This window comes from Lysobacter sp. P5_B9, from assembly GCF_054049835.1.
The window spans coordinates 529,130-546,050 of sequence record NZ_JBFULP010000001.1 but is presented as its reverse complement, the minus strand read 5'-3'; the positions used below and the strand labels follow the sequence as shown (position 1 = coordinate 546,050).

Annotated in this window: 14 protein-coding genes; 9 read left to right on the top strand and 5 right to left on the bottom strand. The window is 66.1% G+C overall.

All coding sequences use genetic code 11. The annotated features are described in order from the left end of the window. The first annotated feature begins 42 nt into the window (after positions 1-42). Together ACXJJ9_RS02515 and ybeY are read left to right on the top strand one after the other, a co-directional pair. Positions 43-1,029, top strand: coding sequence for a PhoH family protein (locus tag ACXJJ9_RS02515; RefSeq protein WP_457095686.1), 987 nt, complete (start codon positions 43-45; stop codon positions 1,027-1,029). A gap of 40 nt (positions 1,030-1,069) precedes the next feature. After that, a complete protein-coding gene (gene ybeY / locus ACXJJ9_RS02510) occupies positions 1,070-1,552 on the top strand; it encodes an rRNA maturation RNase YbeY (RefSeq protein ID WP_310051544.1) in 483 nt (160 codons plus the stop codon). Positions 1,553-1,598: 46 nt separating this feature from the next. Here the strand turns inward: ybeY and ACXJJ9_RS02505 are convergent, their stop codons facing one another. Next, entirely contained in the window at positions 1,599-2,285 is a 687-nt protein-coding gene (locus ACXJJ9_RS02505; RefSeq protein WP_457095685.1) for a DUF6496 domain-containing protein, read from the bottom strand. A gap of 128 nt (positions 2,286-2,413) precedes the next feature. On the opposite strand from ACXJJ9_RS02505, the gene ACXJJ9_RS02500 reads away from it, so the two are divergent. The 5 genes from ACXJJ9_RS02500 to ACXJJ9_RS02480 all read left to right on the top strand — a co-directional run bounded on the left by ACXJJ9_RS02500 (position 2,414) and on the right by ACXJJ9_RS02480 (position 7,972). Continuing rightward, positions 2,414-3,277 carry an HlyC/CorC family transporter gene (locus ACXJJ9_RS02500; RefSeq protein ID WP_457095684.1) on the top strand — a complete coding sequence of 288 codons (864 nt, stop codon included), beginning with the start codon at positions 2,414-2,416 and terminating at the stop codon, positions 3,275-3,277. After that, the gene (locus ACXJJ9_RS02495) at positions 3,270-4,538 is read left to right on the top strand and encodes a lipoprotein N-acyltransferase Lnb domain-containing protein (protein ID WP_457095683.1); all 1,269 of its coding nucleotides are present in this window, start codon (positions 3,270-3,272) and stop codon (positions 4,536-4,538) included. The genes ACXJJ9_RS02500 and ACXJJ9_RS02495 overlap by 8 nt, the downstream gene beginning before the upstream one ends. Before the next feature lie 46 nt (positions 4,539-4,584). After that, positions 4,585-5,586 (top strand): magnesium/cobalt transporter CorA, encoded by a 1,002-nt coding sequence (gene corA / locus ACXJJ9_RS02490; RefSeq protein WP_457095682.1) that lies wholly within the window; start codon positions 4,585-4,587, stop codon positions 5,584-5,586. A 110-nt stretch (positions 5,587-5,696) separates the two neighbouring features. Further along, positions 5,697-7,769, top strand: a complete 2,073-nt coding sequence (locus ACXJJ9_RS02485) for a carbon starvation CstA family protein (RefSeq protein ID WP_457095681.1) — start codon at positions 5,697-5,699, stop codon at positions 7,767-7,769. After that, positions 7,766-7,972 (top strand): YbdD/YjiX family protein, encoded by a 207-nt coding sequence (locus ACXJJ9_RS02480; RefSeq protein WP_310051531.1) that lies wholly within the window; start codon positions 7,766-7,768, stop codon positions 7,970-7,972. The genes ACXJJ9_RS02485 and ACXJJ9_RS02480 overlap by 4 nt, the downstream gene beginning before the upstream one ends. Positions 7,973-7,979: 7 nt before the next feature. Here ACXJJ9_RS02480 and ACXJJ9_RS02475 read toward each other — a convergent pair whose 3' ends face one another. After that, positions 7,980-8,156, bottom strand: a complete 177-nt coding sequence (locus tag ACXJJ9_RS02475; protein WP_457095680.1) for a hypothetical protein — start codon at positions 8,154-8,156, stop codon at positions 7,980-7,982. Between the two features lie 95 nt (positions 8,157-8,251). Here ACXJJ9_RS02475 and ACXJJ9_RS02470 point away from each other — a divergent pair, with 95 nt between their 5' ends. Next, positions 8,252-8,383 carry a hypothetical protein gene (locus ACXJJ9_RS02470; protein WP_457095679.1) on the top strand — a complete coding sequence of 44 codons (132 nt, stop codon included), beginning with the start codon at positions 8,252-8,254 and terminating at the stop codon, positions 8,381-8,383. Positions 8,384-8,460: 77 nt separating this feature from the next. Here ACXJJ9_RS02470 and ACXJJ9_RS02465 read toward each other — a convergent pair whose 3' ends face one another. Both ACXJJ9_RS02465 and ACXJJ9_RS02460 read right to left on the bottom strand, forming a co-directional pair. Beyond that, positions 8,461-10,551, bottom strand: a complete 2,091-nt coding sequence (locus ACXJJ9_RS02465; protein WP_457095678.1) for a prolyl oligopeptidase family serine peptidase — start codon at positions 10,549-10,551, stop codon at positions 8,461-8,463. A 129-nt stretch (positions 10,552-10,680) separates the two neighbouring features. After that, complete coding sequence (locus tag ACXJJ9_RS02460; RefSeq protein ID WP_457096145.1) at positions 10,681-12,666, bottom strand: OPT family oligopeptide transporter; 1,986 nt, start codon at positions 12,664-12,666, stop codon at positions 10,681-10,683. Between the two features lie 181 nt (positions 12,667-12,847). Between ACXJJ9_RS02460 and ACXJJ9_RS02455 the strand changes: the two genes are divergently transcribed. After that, positions 12,848-14,776: a peptide MFS transporter gene (locus tag ACXJJ9_RS02455; RefSeq protein WP_457096144.1), complete on the top strand. Its 1,929-nt coding sequence runs from the start codon at positions 12,848-12,850 to the stop codon at positions 14,774-14,776. A gap of 148 nt (positions 14,777-14,924) precedes the next feature. Here the strand turns inward: ACXJJ9_RS02455 and ACXJJ9_RS02450 are convergent, their stop codons facing one another. Then, positions 14,925-16,913, bottom strand: coding sequence for a prolyl oligopeptidase family serine peptidase (locus ACXJJ9_RS02450; RefSeq protein ID WP_457095677.1), 1,989 nt, complete (start codon positions 16,911-16,913; stop codon positions 14,925-14,927). Between the last annotated feature and the right edge of the window lie 8 nt (positions 16,914-16,921).

The following is a 16,921-nucleotide window of genomic DNA, read 5'->3' as shown; positions in this document are numbered from 1 at the left end:
CTTTCGCTGCTACCTCCGAGAGTGCCTTTCGAAGACCCCCAGATGCCTTCCCGCACCGTTTCCGAATTCGCCCTCGAGCCCGCCGAGACCGAGCGCCTGGCCAACCTCAGCGGCCCATTCGACAGCCACCTGCGCATGATCGAGCTGCGCCTCGGCGTGGAGATCGCCAACCGCGGAAACGTGTTCCGCGTCGATGGCTCTGAAACGGCTGTCAACAAGACGGAACGGTTGCTGCGCCAGCTGTGGAACGAGGCCGCCGACACCACGCTCACCGAGCCCGACATCCACCTGCAGCTCACCGAATACGAGGCGGACGATATCGCCGCCAGCGACATCGAGCCGCAGGAAGTCACCATCCGCGTCAAGCGCGGCACCCTGCGCGCCCGCGGCGCGAACCAGGCCAAGTACCTGCACGCGATCGCCACGCACGACATCAACTTCGGTATGGGCCCGGCTGGCACCGGCAAGACGTTCCTGGCCGTGGCGATGGCGGTGGAGGCACTGAACGAGGCCCGCGTGCAACGCCTGGTACTGGTGCGGCCCGCGGTGGAGGCCGGTGAGAAGCTGGGCTTCCTGCCGGGCGACCTGACCCAGAAGGTCGACCCTTACCTGCGCCCACTCTACGATGCCCTGTACGAGATGCTTGGCGTGGAAAAAGTGGTCAAGCTGCTGGAAAGGAACGTCATCGAGATCGCTCCGCTCGCCTACATGCGCGGACGCACGCTTAACGACGCGTATGTGATCCTCGACGAAGCGCAGAACACCACGATCGAGCAGATGAAGATGTTCCTGACCCGCATCGGCTTCGGCAGCACGGCCGTGGTGACCGGCGACATGACCCAGATCGACCTGCCCAAGCACCAGAAGTCCGGGCTGAAGGATGCGCTGGAAGTGCTGCGCAACGTCAACGGGATCAGCTTCACCTTCTTCGAGTCGCGCGATGTCGTGCGCCATCCCCTGGTGGCGCGCATCGTCAACGCCTACGACGCCCGCGATTCGGCGGACGCGCAGACCGGGCCGGCTCCCTGAGCATGGTCTTCTTCCATCAACCTCGACAGGACTACAACGCATGACCGTCGGCCCGGTTCGTCTTGATGTCAGCGTCAGCTATGCGGTTCCGCGCGTCGGCGTCCCCTCCGCGGTGAGCTTCCGGAAGTGGGTGGCCGCGGCGCTCGAGAACCGCATCCGCGAAGCGGACCTCGCCATACGCATCGTCGGTGCCAAGGAAGCGCGTGCCCTCAACCGGCATTACCGCGGCAAGGATTACGCGACCAACGTCCTGAGCTTCCCCGCCGAACTGCCGGATGGACTGCCCAAGGGCGTGAAGCTGCCGCTGCTCGGCGACCTCGTGATCTGCGCCCCCGTGGTGGCGCGCGAGGCCAAGGAGCAGAAGAAACACCTGGTCGAGCACTACGCGCACCTGACCGTGCACGGTGCCCTGCACCTGCTCGGCTGGGACCATGAGAACGAAGCCGACGCGATCTGCATGGAGCAGCTGGAACGGGAGATCCTGGCGGGAATGGGGATCGAGGACCCCTACGTCCTCGCCTGACACGCCGCCGTCGTAGCCGGACGTCGTCCTGACAGGCCTCCTGCGTTCAGGCGTGCGACCTCGCCCCGTTGTGCTTCGACCCTGCCCCGTCGTGCCGTGCACGGGTGCGCGCTGCTTTCCGCGCCGCTTGCGAACGGCCTTCCGCACCCTTGGTGCGTACCGCCTTCTTCGCCGCCGCGGAACGCTCACTGGCCGTGCGCTTGCGCGCCGCCGCCTTCGCCTGCCGTGACAACGCCAACGTACTCGCCGCTGCGTGCCCTTCGCGCTTGAGCGCCTGGGTAGTAGCGCGGGAGCGGGTCTTCGACGGGGCCGCGGCGGCCTTTGTCGCGGACTTCGTGGCGGCTTTTCGCGCGGTCGTCTTGCGGGCGCCGGTCTTCGCGGCCGCCTTCTTCGCAGTGGCTTTCCTGGCCACCGTCCGGCCCGTGGCGGTCTTGCTCGCGGCCTTCCGGGTGGTCGCCTTGCGCGTGCGAGGTGCGCCCGCCTCGGCATCCTGTCGCGCCTTGCGCCGGGTTCCTTCGGAGGCCTCGCCCTTCTTCGGCGGTGGCAGTTCCACGCCAGCGCGACGCGCCTTCGACAGGCCGATCGCGATCGCCTGCCTGGCCGAACGCGCACCGTGCTTGCCTTCGCGGATGTGTTCGATTTCCTCGCGGACGAATTCGCCGGCCTGCGTGCTCGCCGCCTTGCCTTCGCGCTTGTCCTTGCTGGCGCGTTTCAGGGTGCGTTTCTCAGGCATTTCGCAGTCCTCCGCGCGGGACCGCGGCGATTATCCGTTCGGCCCCGGGATGCCATCGTGAAACCCTTGGGCCCCTTCCGCGCTAGACTTCCACGGTCCGCCCACCCCCCGGGCGTTGCCGAAACACCATGTCCGAGGACGACAGTAGTACCCCGCAGGAGCACCCCGAGCGCCGGCGCGGTTGGCTGGAACGCATCAGCACGATGCTCTCCGGCGAGCCCAGCACGCGCGAAGGCCTGGTCGAGCTTCTCCGAGATGCCCAGGCCGATGGCCTGATAGCCGCCGACACCCTGCGCATGATGGAAGGCGCGATCGCCGTATCCGACCTGACCGTCGGCGACGTGATGATCCCGCGCGCGCAGATGGTCGCCCTGCCCGCGGAGGAGCCGCTGCTTGAACTCATGAAGCGCGTGGTCGAGTCCGGCCACTCGCGTTTCCCGGTCCACGGCGAGGAGAAGGACGAAGTCCTCGGCATCCTGCTGGCCAAGGATCTGTTGCGCGGGGTCGTCGCCGACAACGGCCCGGGCAGCATCCATGCCCTGCTGCGTCCGGCCGTGCTGATTCCCGAATCCAAGCGCCTCAACGTGCTGCTGCGCGAGTTCCGCCAGTCGCGCAACCACATGGCGATCGTGATCGACGAGCACGGCGGCGTCGCCGGACTGGTCACCATCGAGGACGTCCTCGAGCAGATCGTCGGCGACATCGACGACGAGCACGACGAAGCCGAGGACCCGCAGGCGCTGATGCGCGCCCAGGCCGATGGCCTGTTCGTGGTCGACGCACTGACGCCGATCGCGGACTTCAACGAGCGCTTCGACGCCGACTTCGATGACGACGAGTACGACACCATCGGTGGCCTGATCACGGCGGCCATTGGCCATCTGCCGGAAGCCGGCGAGGAACTATCGATGGGCCGCTTCGTGTTCCGGGTCGCCACGGCAGACGCGCGCCGCGTGCATGCGTTCCACGTCGACGTACTCGGCAATGCGTGACGCAAACGGGTCCCTTCCCGTCGCGGGGGGAAGGGCGGGTTCCCTGAAGCGCTGGCTGCTGCCGGGCCTGCTCTGGCTGGTGTCGCTGGGCGCGTTGGCGCAGGGAGCTCCGGCGCCCTCCCCCATGGAAGCAGCGCCCCCGGCAACGGCGGAGGCCGTGCCACGCATCGGCATCATGGTCATGCAGCCGGGGGAGATCTTCTGGGAGCGTTTCGGCCACGATTCGGTGCTGGTGGCCGATCCGCGGACCGGCGAAGCGATCTCGTACAATTTCGGCTTCTTCGATCCGACCGAACCCGACTTCATCTCCCGCTTCGTCCGCGGCGACATGCGCTACCGCCTCGCGGCCGTGCCCTACACGGATGACCTGATCCTGTATCGCGAGGAAGGGCGCGGCGTCAGCGTGCAGTGGCTCGACCTCGATGCCGCGCAGGCGCGCGAGATAGCCACTGCGCTCGCCGAGAACGCGAAGCCGGAAAACGCGTTCTATCGCTACGATTACTTCAAGGACAACTGCTCCACGCGCGTGCGCGATGCCGTCGACCACGCACTGGCGGGCGGCTTGCTCAAGCAGGTCCAGGGCCGCTCGCAGGGCCTGACCTGGCGCGATGAGGCGCTGCGCCTGGCCTCCCCGGCACCGTGGATGTGGCTGGGATTCGACGTCGGCCTCGGGCCCGCCGCGGACCAGCCGATGACGTTGTGGGAACAGGCGTTCGTGCCGCGCCGGCTGTCCGACATCCTGCTGGAAGCCAGGAACAATTCGGGCCAGCCACTGGTGCGCGACCGCCAGGACATCCTCCCCCATCGCATCGCCCCCGAACCCGTGGCCCGCGCGACGCGCTGGTGGCTGTGGGGCCTGTGGGGGATCGCGATCGGCGGCGTCGTCGCATGGGCGGGAAAGCGCGGCTCGCGCGCGTTGGGCATGGCGCTGCTGACCTTCTGGCTGGTTTCGGGTGCGATCGGGGCGCTGATGTTGTTCCTGTGGTTCGGCACCGCGCATGTCATGGGATGGGCCAACCACAATCTCTTCCTGCTCAATCCGCTGGCCTGGCTCGCATTGCCCGGCGCCTGGGGACTGCTGCGCGGGCGCATGCCGGGTCGCTGGACGGCGGGCATCACCCTGCTGATGGCGCTGTCCGCCGTGGCCGGCCTGCTCTTGCATTGGGTGAGCGCGCAACCACAGGCCAACCTGCATTGGATCGCCCTGCTGCTGCCACTGCATGCCGCGACCGCCACGTTCTCCCTTCGCAACCCCCGGTGAACCTGGCGCGCGCGTGTGTTGCGCCTGATCGGGCGAAAGGGGCACGATGCCGCGCATGAAGGACCCCACGCTCCCCCAGTGCGTCATCAACTGCGTCGCCTACGACCGTGACGGCCAACGCCGCGACGTCAGCCTCGACGCGATCAGCGACGTGCTGGCGGTCGACGACGGCAGCTTCGTCTGGGTCGGCCTCTACGAGCCGGACGAGAGCGTCCTCGACAAGCTGCAGGAGGAATTCGGCCTGCATGACCTCGCCGTGGAGGATGCGCACAACGCGCACCAGCGCCCGAAGATCGAGGCCTACGGCAATTCGCTGTTCATTGCGATCCATACCGCGCAGACGGTGGACAGCCACATCCGCTTCGGCGAAACGCACATCTTCGTCGGGCCGCGCTACCTGGTGACCGTACGGCACGGCGCGTCGAGCAGCTACGCGCCCGCACGCGCGCGCATGGAACGCGAGCCGGAGATGATGAAGCACGGTCCCGGAGCCGCGTTGTATGTGGTACTGGACATGGTCGTCGACAACTACACGCCAATCATCGACGAGTTCAACCAGGAACTGAACGAACTCGAGCAGGACGTCTTCGCCGAGGCTTTCCGCAAGGACACGGTGCACAAGCTGTACGACCTCAAGCGCGAACTCACCCGCCTGCGGATGGCGGCCTCGCCGCTGCAGGACATCCTGGGGCAACTGATGCGTGCGCGCACCACGCTGATCGACGAGGAAATCCAGCTCTATTTCCGCGATGTGCACGACCACACCGTGCGCCTCAACGAAAGCACCGACACGTTGCGCGAAATGCTCACCGCGGCGATGACGGTGAACCTGTCGCTGGTCACCGTGCAGCAGGGCGAAACCGTCAAGCGCCTCGGCGCCTGGGCGGCGCTGCTGGCCGCGCCGACATTGATCGCAAGCTGGTACGGCATGAACTTCACCCACATGCCGGAGCTGGCCGGGCGCCACAGCTACTGGATCCTGATCGGCGTGGTGGTGGTGACCTGCGCGGTGCTGTACGGGATGTTCAAGCGCGCGAAATGGCTGTAACCACACGCTGATCCGGATGGCCGCGCCGGTCGCGCCACAGGAATCCCACCGCCATCATTGATTTCCCCCGGAACTCGGGCGACGCTTCGGGCTTCCCCGGAGGGACGTCAATGCAACGCTTTTCCTGGCTCGTCTGGGCCGCGCTTACCGTCGTGGCCGTTGCCAGCGTGGGCACGCTGGCCCTGCACCGCGGTGAAACCATCAGCGCCATGTGGCTGGTGGCCGCGGCCATGTCCGTGTTCGCCATCGCCTATCGCTTCTATGGCCGCTACATCGCGAACGTCGCACTGGGCGTCGATGCGACGCGTGCAACGCCTGCGTGGCGGCGCAACGATGGCCTCGACTATGTCCCCACCGAACGCAGCGTGCTGTTCGGCCACCACTTCGCCGCCATCGCCGGCGCGGGCCCCCTCGTGGGCCCGGTACTTGCGGCACAGATGGGCTACCTGCCGGGCACGCTGTGGATCCTCGGCGGCGTGGTCTTTGCCGGTGCGGTGCAGGACATGCTGGTCCTGTTTTTCTCCACGCGCCGCGATGGCCGCTCGCTCGGCGAGATGATCCGCGCGGAGATGGGCGGCGCCGCGGGCGTCACCGCGATGATCGGCATCCTCTTCATCATGGTGATCCTGCTCGCCGTGCTCGCGCTGGTCGTGGTGAAGGCGCTGGCGCAGAGCCCGTGGGGCACGTTCACGGTGGCAATGACTATCCCGATCGCGGTGCTGATGGGCGTGTACCTGCGCTACTTCCGGCCCGGCCGCATCCTCGAAGTGTCGGTGATCGGCCTGGCGCTGCTGCTGCTGACGATCTGGATCGGTGGCCGGGTCGCGGCCGATCCGCAATGGTCGGCGGTATTCCGCCTGGAGGCGACCACGCTGGCCTGGCTGCTGATCGGCTACGGTTTCATCGCCGCCGTGCTGCCGGTGTGGCTGCTGCTGGCGCCACGCGACTACCTCAGCACCTTCCTCAAGATCGGCACCATCGGCCTGCTGGCGATCGCGATCTTCATCGCCACGCCCCACCTGCAGATGCCGGCGCTCTCGCGCTTCATCGATGGCACCGGCCCGGTCTTCAGTGGAAAGCTCTTTCCGTTCCTCTTCATCACCATCGCCTGCGGCGCGGTATCCGGCTTCCACTCGCTGATCAGTTCCGGCACTACGCCCAAGATGCTCGCCAGCGAATCGCACATCCTGCCGATCGGTTACGGCGGCATGCTGATGGAGGCCTTCGTCGCGGTGATGGCGCTCGTCGCGGCCTGCGTGCTGCAGCCGGGCGTCTATTTCGCGATGAATGCGCCGGCGTCGCTGATTGGCTCGACCGTCGACTCCGCCGCGGCAGCGATTTCCAACTGGGGCTTCGTCATCACGCCCGACGTGCTCGCAGCCACCGCGAAGGAAATCGGCGAGGAAACCCTGCTCTCGCGCACCGGCGGCGCCCCGACGCTGGCGGTCGGCATGGCGCAGATCCTCCACGGCATCTCTGGCGGCACCGGGATGATGGCGTTCTGGTACCACTACGCGATCCTGTTCGAGGCCTTGTTCATCCTGACCACCCTCGATGCCGGTACGCGCGTCGCCCGCTTCATGCTCCAGGACATGCTGGGCATGGCGCACCCATCGCTGGCGCGCACCGAAAACTGGGGGGCGAATGTCCTGTGCACCGGGATCGCGGTCGCGGGCTGGGGCTGGTTCCTGTACCAGGGCGTCGTCGATCCACTCGGCGGCATCAACACACTTTGGCCGTTGTTCGGCATCGCCAACCAAATGCTGGCAGGGATCGCGCTGGTGTTCTGCTGCGTGATCATGGTGAAGATGAAGCGCGAGAAGTACCTGTGGATCCCGCTGTTGCCGACCGCATGGCTGCTGCTGTGCACGCTCACCGCCAGCTGGCAGAAGATCTTCCACGATGATCCCAAGATCGGGTTCCTGGCCAGTGCGCACAGGTTCACCGACGCCATCGCGCGTGGCGAAGTAGTGGCTCCGGCGAAGTCGATCGAAGAGATGCGGCGCCTGGTGTTCAACTACCACGTCGATGTGGTGCTGTGCGCCATGTTCATCGTGGTCGTGCTGTCGACCGTGTTCTTCGGCGCGCGGGCCGCGCTGGCGGCGCGCCAGGCCCACGCACCCACCACGCGCGAAAGCGACTACGTGGCGCTCGACAGCGTGCTGGCCAAGCCGACGGCATGATCACCGCCCTGCGAACGCTGCTGCGGGACATCTGGTCGAACGCCGCGCGAACGGCGCGGCTCGCGATCGGCATTCCGGACTACGAGGCGTATGTCGAGCACATGCGCAGCCATCATCCGCAGCTCGCACCGATGGGGCGCGACGCGTTCTTCCGGGAGCGCATGGCTGCGCGTTATGGCAAGGGGCGGTCGCGCTGCTGCTGAGTCGCGGTTAGCGGATGGTGTCCCAACCGGTGCGCTTGCGCCGGTCCTTGCCGCTGCGGCGATCGTCCTTGGTCGGCTCGAACCGGATCATTTCGCGCCGGTCCTGGCCCTGCCTGCGATCGCCGCCCTTGCGGCGTTCCGGCCCCCGGTATGGCTCCGGCGGCTTGCGGAAATCGTCGGTCATCTCTGTCCCCTGCGACTGTCCCCGGCAGCGAGCATACGCCCAAATCCGGATGGTCAGAACAACGGGCTGGCCCCCGGATTCCGGCCATCCGACGCATGACCGATGCAGCCCGCGCCGACGGAATGTTCACTGAAGCGCGGGCGGTCTGGATGGAAACACGGCAGGCCGAGCCGCAACGCGTCGTCACGATGCCGGCCCTGATCCGCCGCGAACAACCGGTGCGATAGCTCGATCGCCTGCCCGGCCAAAAAGAAAAGGGCGGAGCCGCAGCTCCGCCCTTCTTCATCCAGGCCAATGCAAGCGCTTACTGCCCGATGTGCTGCTTCAACCAGCCATTGACCGTGTCATGCCATTGAATGGAGTTCTGCGGCTTCAGCACCCAATGGTTCTCATCGGGGAAGTAGAGGAACTTCGACTCCACGCCCTTGCGCTGCAGGGCCGTGAACAGCGCGATGCCCTGCTCTGCCGGGATGCGGAAGTCCTGCTGGCCATGGATGACCAGCATCGGCACGCGGAAGTCGGCGACGTGGTTGGCCGGGTTGAACTTCTGGTAACCCTGCGGATTCTCGAACGGGGTGCCGCCGTTTTCCCATTCGCTGAACCACAGCTCCTCGGTCGCGTAGCCCATGGCATTGTTCTCGAACACGCCGTCGTGGCTCACCAGGCACTTCCACGGCTGGTTCCAGTTGCCCGCGATCCAGTTGACCATGAAGCCGCCGTAGCTCGCGCCCAGCGCACAGGCCTTGTCGCCGTCGAGGAAGGCGAACTGCTGCTGCGCCGCGGCCCAACCCTTCTGCAGGTCTTCCAGCGGGCGATCGCCCCAGTGCTGGCTGATCGCATCGGTGAACGCCTGGCCGTAGCCGGTGGAGCCGTGGAAGTCGATCATCACCACCGCGTAGCCCTGGCCCGCGTAGGTCTGCGGATTCCAGCGGTAGCTCCAGCCGTTACCGAAGCTGCCCTGCGGACCGCCATGGATGAGGAAGGCGACCGGATACTTCTTGCCCTTCTTGTAGTTCCACGGCTTGACCACGTAACCGTGCACGGTCTCGTTGTTCCAGCCCGCGAACTTGAACTGCTCGTAGTCGCCGAAGCGGACGTCCGGCAGCATCTGGCCGGCACTCTGCGTGATCGGACGCTGCGGTGCGTGGCCATCCGCGCTGGTGGTGAAGATCTGGTCGCCACTCTTCAGCGAGGAACGCGTGAACGCGAGCGTCGGGCCCGCCAGTGCGAACGAGGTGACGGAGCCCTCGGCGCCGAACACGCTGCTCACTTCGCCATTGCCGATCGACACGGCGAACAGCGGCTCCTGTCCGAGTTCCTGCGCGGTCGTGTAGATGCTCTTGCCATCCGTCGACAAGGTGATGCCATTGGCCGACGCGTCCCAACGCGGCGCGATCTCGCGCGTCGAGCCGGAGGCCAGGTCCATCGCCATCAACGCGAAGCGATCCGCTTCGAAGCCGGGGCGCTTCATGGCGCGGTAGTACAGCGTCTTGCCATCCGGACTGAATACCGGCGTGGTGTCCCAGGCCGGATTGGCAGCCGTGAGGTTTTTCGCCGTGCCGCCGCCGTCGGCATTGACCAGGTACAGGTCGAAGTTGGTCGAATGGGGCTCGTCCTGGTCGGACTTGCGCGCGCTCAGCACGAGCTGCTTGCCGTCGGGCGACCACTCGTATTCGCTCTGGTCGCCGAAGGGCCTGGACGGCACATCGCCGATCACGTCGGCGCCCACCAGCGTTCCCGTGTTCGCCATCGCCGTGCCATCGCCCAGGCCGGTGACGAAGAGACGGTTGAGGCGCCCGTCATTCCATGCATCCCAATGGCGGATGAAGATGCGGTCGAACAGGATGCCCGAATTCTTCTGCTTGCCACGCTCCTCCATGCGCTTGGGGCTGCACGCGAGGTCGCTGCCGCAATCCGCGAACGCCTCGACGCTGAAGGCCAGGCGCTTGCCGTCCGGCGAGAGCTTGTAGCTGCCGATGTCGCTGGGGAAATCGGTGAGGCGGACCGGCTCGCCGCCGCGCATGGGGATCGCGTACAGCTGCATGGACCCCGACTTCGCGCTGAGGAAATACACGGTGCTGCCGTCGCTGGAGAACGACGGCGAATTCACGTTCCAGCCATCCGGCGTCAGGCGCTTGGGCGGCGCGGCATCGCGCGCGAACAGGTCTTCGATCCACAGCGCCGTCGACGACTTGTTGGCGGACAGGTCCACCACGCGCTTGGCGAACACCAGCGTGCGGCCATTGGGCGACAGCGTGGGAGCGGATACGCGGTCGAGCGCGGCGAGGTCACGGACCTCGAAACCGCGCGCGGCGGCGGCATCGAACGAAGGCAGGGCCGCCGCGACGCACAGCACAAGAGCTGGCAGCGGCAGGACGGCATGGCGCAGATTCATCGGAACTCCGGGCGGGACAACGAAGGTCCCGATGTTAGGCGGCCGGCCCCTGTCGTCGCAAAGGCCGGCCGTCACATGCCCGGGAACTGCAAACTCCGGTCAGGCGTTCTCCAGTCAGGCGTGCTCCAATCAGGCCGCCGCGGTGCGACGCGCCACGCCTTCGATCCAGCGGTACAGGACCAGCATCGCCACCACGAACGCGATGCCGCCGATCCATACGGCAGCGTTCGCGAAATCCGGGCCCACCAGCGCCAGCGGCGCATCCATGCCCGAGAACGCCACGATCGCCGCGATCACCACGCCGATCAGGCCTTCGCCGACGATCATGCCCGAGGCCAGCAGCACCCCGAGCTGCTTCGCCGACTCCGGCTTGGCCGTGCGTTCGGCACGCTTGTCGTAGAGCGAACCGGCCAGCGCACCCACCACTACCATCAGCGTCGCCGAGGTCGGCAGATAGATGCCCAGGCCCACGGCCAGGGGCGACAGGTGTGCGGACTTGGTCGTGCGGCGCAGCACCTCGTCCAGCACGATCAGCACCACGCCGATTCCGGCGCCGATTTCGATCAGGCTCCAGTCGATGTTGTTCTGGATCACGCCCTGCGCCAGGGCGGAGATCAGGCCGGCCTGCGGTGCGGCCAGCGCCTTGGACGGATCGGCGCCCGGCGTGCCGGCGAAACCGTAGGCATGGTTCAGCAGGTCGAGGATCGGCGGAATGATCGCGGCGCCCGCGATCACGCCGACCACCAGGGCCCACTGCTGCTTGGACGGCGTCGCGTCCACCAATTGGCCGGTCTTGAGGTCCTGCAGGTTGTTGTTGGCGATCGCGGCGACGGTGAACACCACCGACGTCACCAGCAAGGCGAATGCGACCAGTCCCTTTTCATTGCCCGGCGCCATCAGCGGCTTGATACCGAACACCAGCAGCAGCGCCGCGCCGATGACCACCAGGATGCCGATGCCCGACAGCGGGCTGTTCGACGATCCGATCAGGCCCGCCATGTAGCCGCAAACCGCGGACACCAGGAAGCCCATCACCACGCAGTAGATCAGGCCGCCGACGATCAGCGTCCACATGTGCGCGCCCAGGCCGCTCTGGATGCTCAGGTGACCGAGCAGCCATGCGATCGGCAGGAAGCAGGCGACCATGATGATGCCGACGAGACCGATCGGAATGTCGTGCTCGGTGCGTGGCAGCGAGTCGAGCTGGCCGGCCTTGCGCACGCGCGAAGCCACCATCGCAGAGCGCAGGCCACTGGCGACAGGCTTCACCAGCTTGGCCAGCGTCCAGATGGCCGCAACACCAATCGTGCCGGCACCGACGAAGCGCACCTGATGGCTCCACGTCGCCTGTGCCACGTCCGCCGCCGCGCCAGCCGCCGCCGCGAGGGCCGAGTAATGCGGCACGCCCCATGCCCACGCGATTACCGCGCCCAGCAGCATCGCGACGCCGACCCACAGCCCCACCAGGTGGCCCACGGCGAACAGCGCCATCGAGAGGTTGAAGTCGAAGCCCGTCACCGACCCCTTCTCGCCGCCGAAGCGGAAGTACTGCGCGACGTCGCTGGCAAACACGCGCGTCGCGACGATGACGGCAAAGGTCGCAGCCACGATCGAACCCCAGATCACCGCCATCAGGCCGACACGGCTTTCCTCGATGCCGGCGGCGGTCGCATCTTCACCCGGACTGCCGACCTTCAGCACTTCTGCGCAGGCGACGCCCTCGGGATATGGCAGCTCCGAGTTCGTCACCAGCGCGCGCCGCAGCGGGATGGAATACATCACGCCGAGGATGCCGCCCAGTGCGCAGATCAGGAAGGAAATCCAGTAGGGAAACCCCGTCCACCAGCCAATCATTACCAGGCCCGGCAGGACGAAGATGATCGAGGACAGCGTGCCCGCCGCGGAAGCGACGGTCTGCACGATGTTGTTTTCCTGGATGGTGGAATCGCGGAAGTTGCGCAGCAACGCCATCGAGATGACGGCGGCCGGAATAGAGGTAGCGAAGGTCAGGCCGGCTTTCAATCCGAAGAACACGTTCGCCGCGGTGAACGCCACGGTGATGATCACGCCCAGGACCAGGGCGCGGATGGTCAGTTCGGTACGCGGCTCTGCCATGGATTTGGCTGGGCTGTTCAAGGACGGTCTCCCCCTTCGTATAGACGCCCCAGTATCGCAGACCGCCCGACCCGCGGGGACGGCCGGCGTTGGCGGGCCGTGGCTATACTCGGCCCACTTTGCGCATGGAGGCGCGTTGCAATCGGGGTTCCTCTTGTCCGCACTCTCTGCTCCCGCCGCCCTGCCACTCGCGACGGACGCCAGCGATGACTTCCTCGGTCATCCCAAGGGCGTCTATGTCTGCTTCTTCACCGAGATGTGGGAGCGCTTCTCCTTCTACGGAATGAAGGCGCTGCTGCTGCTGTACCTGCTGCAGCACCACAAGTTCGGCGACCGCGCGGGGCTGGACGTCCTGGGCGCGTACGGCGGCCTGGTGTATTGCGTGCCGGTCATCGGCGGCTTGCTGGCCGACCGTTTCCTGGGCATGCGCAAGGCCGTGATCTTTGGCGGCCTGTTGCTGGTGGCCGGGCATGCGGGCATGGCGATCGAGGGCCACGCGGCAACGGTGGTCAACGGCGTGGTGACGCGCGACGACGCCGCGCTGCGGATGTTCTATCTGTCGCTGTCGCTGATCATCATGGGCGTTGGTTTCCTCAAGCCCAATGTCTCGACGATAGTTGGGCGCCTGTACGAAGAGAACGATCCACGCCGCGACTCCGGCTTCTCGCTGTTCGTGGCCGGCATCAACCTCGGCGCGCTGTTCGCATCGATCGTGTGCGGTTACCTCGGCCAGCAATACGGGTGGAAGTACGGTTTCGGCGCGGCGGGCATCGGCATGCTGCTCGGGCTCGGCCAGTTCCTGTGGGGCCGCAAGTACCTGCGTGGCGTGGCGGAACCGCCGAAGCCGCTCAGTCGCGGGCGTGAGCTGACCATCTACGCATTCGCCCTCCTCGGCCTGCTGCCGGTCGCATGGCTGATGCATGCAGTCACCGCGATCCAGTTGGGCCCCTCGACCATCCGCTGGACTTATTGCATCGTCGTCATGGCATTGGCCGGCATCGTCTGGACCATGTGGCATGGCTGGCGCAGGACCGACGGGGACAGCGTCCCGCTGACGCGATATGCGCCGTCGCTGCTGGGCTTCTCGCTGCTCGGCCTCGCCGCGATCTGGCTGTCGCAACGCTTTGGCGTGCTCGATTTCTTCATCGAGGAAGCCACGCTGGCACTGGTGCTGATGTCGGTCGTGTTCCTGGTCGTCGGCTTCTGGTACGTCGGCTTCGTGACGCGCGGCTGCTCGAAGGTCGAGGCCCAGCGCATGGGCGCGATGATGGTGCTGATCTTCGCCGCGCTGGTCTTCTACACCCTGTACGAACAGACCTACGGCTCGTGGGTGACCTTCAATGACCGTCTGATGGGCAAGGACCTCATTCCTTCGCTGGTGGTGCGTGAAGGCGCGCCGTGGCCCTGGTCGATCGTCGCGCTGGTGCTGGCGCCGTTGTCGTTCATGGTGGCGTCGACGATTTCCGAACGGAACCCTGGATCGGCCACTCCGAAAGTGGCCTTCCTCCTCGCCGTCGCCGCGATGCTGGTGACCTTGCTGCACGATGCATTGGTGCTGCCGCAGAACGCAGGCTCGCTCACCTACCTGGGCTCGTTGTTCATCGTTCTGCTGGCGCCGTTGTTCGCTGTGATCTGGGCATGGCTGGACAAGCGCGGCCTCGACCCCACCAAGCCCACGAAATCGGCGCTGGGGCTGTTGTTCGGTGGCCTGAGCTTCCTGCCGCTGGTCTGGGCCGCGCAGCAGGCCGGCGCGACCGGCGAAATGGCCAGCGTGTGGTGGCTGGTGCTCGCCTACCTGCTGCTGGAACTGGGTGAGATGTGCCTCTACCCGGTCGGCCTGTCGGCAGTGACGCAGCTGTCGGTGCCGCGCGTGGTGAGCCTGATGATGGGCACCTGGTTCCTGGCCACCGCATTCTCCGAAACGCTGGCGGCACTGCTAGGCAAGCTGGCCGCCATCGAAGTCCCCGAAGGCGAGACCATGAACTTCGCCGAGGCCGCGGCCAAGTACGCCGACCTCTTCACGCTGTTGATGTGGCTGGGGATCGGCTGCGCGGTCGTCGCGCTGCTGGTGTCGCCGCTGCTGCGGAGGATGATGCACGGGGTCAAGTGACCCCTGCATGCGTGATGCGAACGGCGCCGTTGGGCGCCGTTTGCATCTGCTCAACGGTCCCTTGTGCAATGTCGGATGCCGTCGCCAACGGGTAGCCCTGAAACAACGACGGCGCCCAGGGGCGCCGTCGTGAATTGCGGAGACCGTATTACTTGGCGCTGTCCGTTCCCGGACCCGTCGTCATGGCAAGACTACCGCCCAGATGGCGCGACAGGAACGCGAGCAGGCGGGTATAGAACTCCTTCTGGTGCTCCGGCTTGTAGAAACCGTGGCCTTCGGTGTCGTAGTAGAGGGTCTCCACGGGTGTCCCCGCCTTGCGCAGTGCCGCTTCCATCATTTTCGAATGTTCGATCGGAACATTCTCGTCCTCGCCACCGGCCGCCAGGAACACCGGCACCTTGATGCGGTCGGCCATGTGGTTGGGTGAAAGGGCAGCCAGCTGTTCGTTCTTCCCCATCCAGTCCGCCGCCCAATTGCCTTTGCGTGCGCTATCGCTGTGCAGATCGTTCTTGCGCTTGGGCAGGTCGTAGACGCCGACGTAACCGGCCGCGCACTTGTATAGCCCCTGCTCCTTGGCGACGCCCATGAGGGACGCATAACCACCGTAGCTGGCGCCATACAGGCAGATCCGGTTTTTGTCGGCGATGCCTTGCGCGATCGCCCACCTGGTGGCGTCGGTCAGGTCGTCCTGCATCGCCCCGCCCCATTCCTGGGCACCGGCAACCTTGAATGCGCGGCCGTAACCGCTGGAGCCCCGGTAGTTGAGCTGCAGCACCGCATAGCCGGCCGCTGACAGCATCTGCGCCTCGTCATTGAATTCCCAGACATCCTGCACGCCGAACGGGCCGCCATGGGGCATCACCACCAGGGGCAGGCCCTTGCCGGTGCTCCCCTTGGGCGTGGTCAGGTAGCCGTGCAGTGGCAGCCCGTCGCGGGCAACCAACTTGATCGGCTGCATGGGCGCCTGCTGCTCCGGGTCGAGCCACTCGCGCCTGGCCACTACGTGGGCGGCCTTCTTGGCCACGGTGTCGAACAGATAGAAGTCACCCGGATTGCGATCACTGGAAACACTCACCAGGGCCAGGCGGCCATCGGCCGTCTGCGATGTGATCACGACGTCATCGCCGGGGAAGGCGGCCTCCAGGCCATGCTGCAGTCGGGCCTCGGGCGATTTCTCGTCCAGGAAGGCCGTTCGCGGCTTGCCATCCATGAAGTAGAGCCCGACCGGAGTGCGCGTCCCGTTGCGGTAGATCACACCGGCGGGATCAACGTCGTCATCGCGCAGGACTTCAGTACGCTTGCGCGTCTCCAGATCCATGGCCACCAGCGTATCCGGACCGTTCTGTTCCCTCACGAGCAAGTACGCGATCTTGTCGTCCGCAGAAAACCCGACCGGATGTTCGGCGCCTTTCGTATCCGACTCGTAGCTCAGCAGCTCCCACTCCGCAGCATCGCCGACACGGTAGTAGAGGCGACTGATGTTGTCCGAACTGGAGCCGGTGACGAAGCGGACCACGCCTTTGTTATCGGTCTGGAACCACGCACCCCGCACCGGCGCCTTCGCCACGCGCGTCAGGCGCCCCGTGTACACGTCCAAAAGCTGTGCGCTGGACCACGGATCCTCTGATTCGTACGGCTGTGTCGACACCAGCACCGACTTGTCGTCGGCGGGGAGGCTGTCCACCAGACGGCCCCAGACATTCATGTTGTCCTTCTTCGGTTTGATCGTTGTGCCCGCGCCACCATCGTTGACGCGATAGCCGATCAGCATTTCCGGCTTGCTGCCGTTGGCCCCGATCGCGAACAGTTCGCCGGTCGGTTGGGGCTCATCGAGAAGGCCGAATTTCTTGGCCACGCTGATGACCAGGCGATCGTTGTTGACCCAGCGGAAGTCGGCGACGTAATTATCGACGGGAAGCTTGAAGCTGCCGGTCACCTTGGTGGTCGCGCGCTCGATCACGACCAGGATCGAGCGATCCTCCTGCGGAACCGTGGCCGCGTAGTACTCGCCGCCGGGCGAGATCTTGAGCTGGTCGAACGCATCCCTTTTTACGTAAGCGCCCACGTCCACCGCCGCCATCGCCGGCATGACGGCGCCACCGGCCATCAAGACCAGGCCAAGTACCAATCGCTTCATTTCACCCT

Excerpts from the sequence above, each read along its gene's own strand:
- ACXJJ9_RS02515 (WP_457095686.1), top strand. The coding sequence starts at position 43 with ATGCCTTCCCGCACCGTTTCCGAATTCGCCCTCGAGCCCGCCGAGACC.
- ybeY (WP_310051544.1), top strand. The coding sequence starts at position 1,070 with ATGACCGTCGGCCCGGTTCGTCTTGATGTCAGCGTCAGCTATGCGGTT.
- ACXJJ9_RS02505 (WP_457095685.1), bottom strand. The coding sequence starts at position 2,285 with ATGCCTGAGAAACGCACCCTGAAACGCGCCAGCAAGGACAAGCGCGAA.
- ACXJJ9_RS02500 (WP_457095684.1), top strand. The coding sequence starts at position 2,414 with ATGTCCGAGGACGACAGTAGTACCCCGCAGGAGCACCCCGAGCGCCGG.
- ACXJJ9_RS02495 (WP_457095683.1), top strand. The coding sequence starts at position 3,270 with ATGCGTGACGCAAACGGGTCCCTTCCCGTCGCGGGGGGAAGGGCGGGT.
- corA (WP_457095682.1), top strand. The coding sequence starts at position 4,585 with ATGCCGCGCATGAAGGACCCCACGCTCCCCCAGTGCGTCATCAACTGC.
- ACXJJ9_RS02485 (WP_457095681.1), top strand. The coding sequence starts at position 5,697 with ATGCAACGCTTTTCCTGGCTCGTCTGGGCCGCGCTTACCGTCGTGGCC.
- ACXJJ9_RS02480 (WP_310051531.1), top strand. The coding sequence starts at position 7,766 with ATGATCACCGCCCTGCGAACGCTGCTGCGGGACATCTGGTCGAACGCC.
- ACXJJ9_RS02475 (WP_457095680.1), bottom strand. The coding sequence starts at position 8,156 with ATGACCGACGATTTCCGCAAGCCGCCGGAGCCATACCGGGGGCCGGAA.
- ACXJJ9_RS02470 (WP_457095679.1), top strand. The coding sequence starts at position 8,252 with ATGACCGATGCAGCCCGCGCCGACGGAATGTTCACTGAAGCGCGGGCG.
- ACXJJ9_RS02465 (WP_457095678.1), bottom strand. The coding sequence starts at position 10,551 with ATGAATCTGCGCCATGCCGTCCTGCCGCTGCCAGCTCTTGTGCTGTGC.
- ACXJJ9_RS02460 (WP_457096145.1), bottom strand. The coding sequence starts at position 12,666 with ATGGCAGAGCCGCGTACCGAACTGACCATCCGCGCCCTGGTCCTGGGC.
- ACXJJ9_RS02450 (WP_457095677.1), bottom strand. The coding sequence starts at position 16,913 with ATGAAGCGATTGGTACTTGGCCTGGTCTTGATGGCCGGTGGCGCCGTC.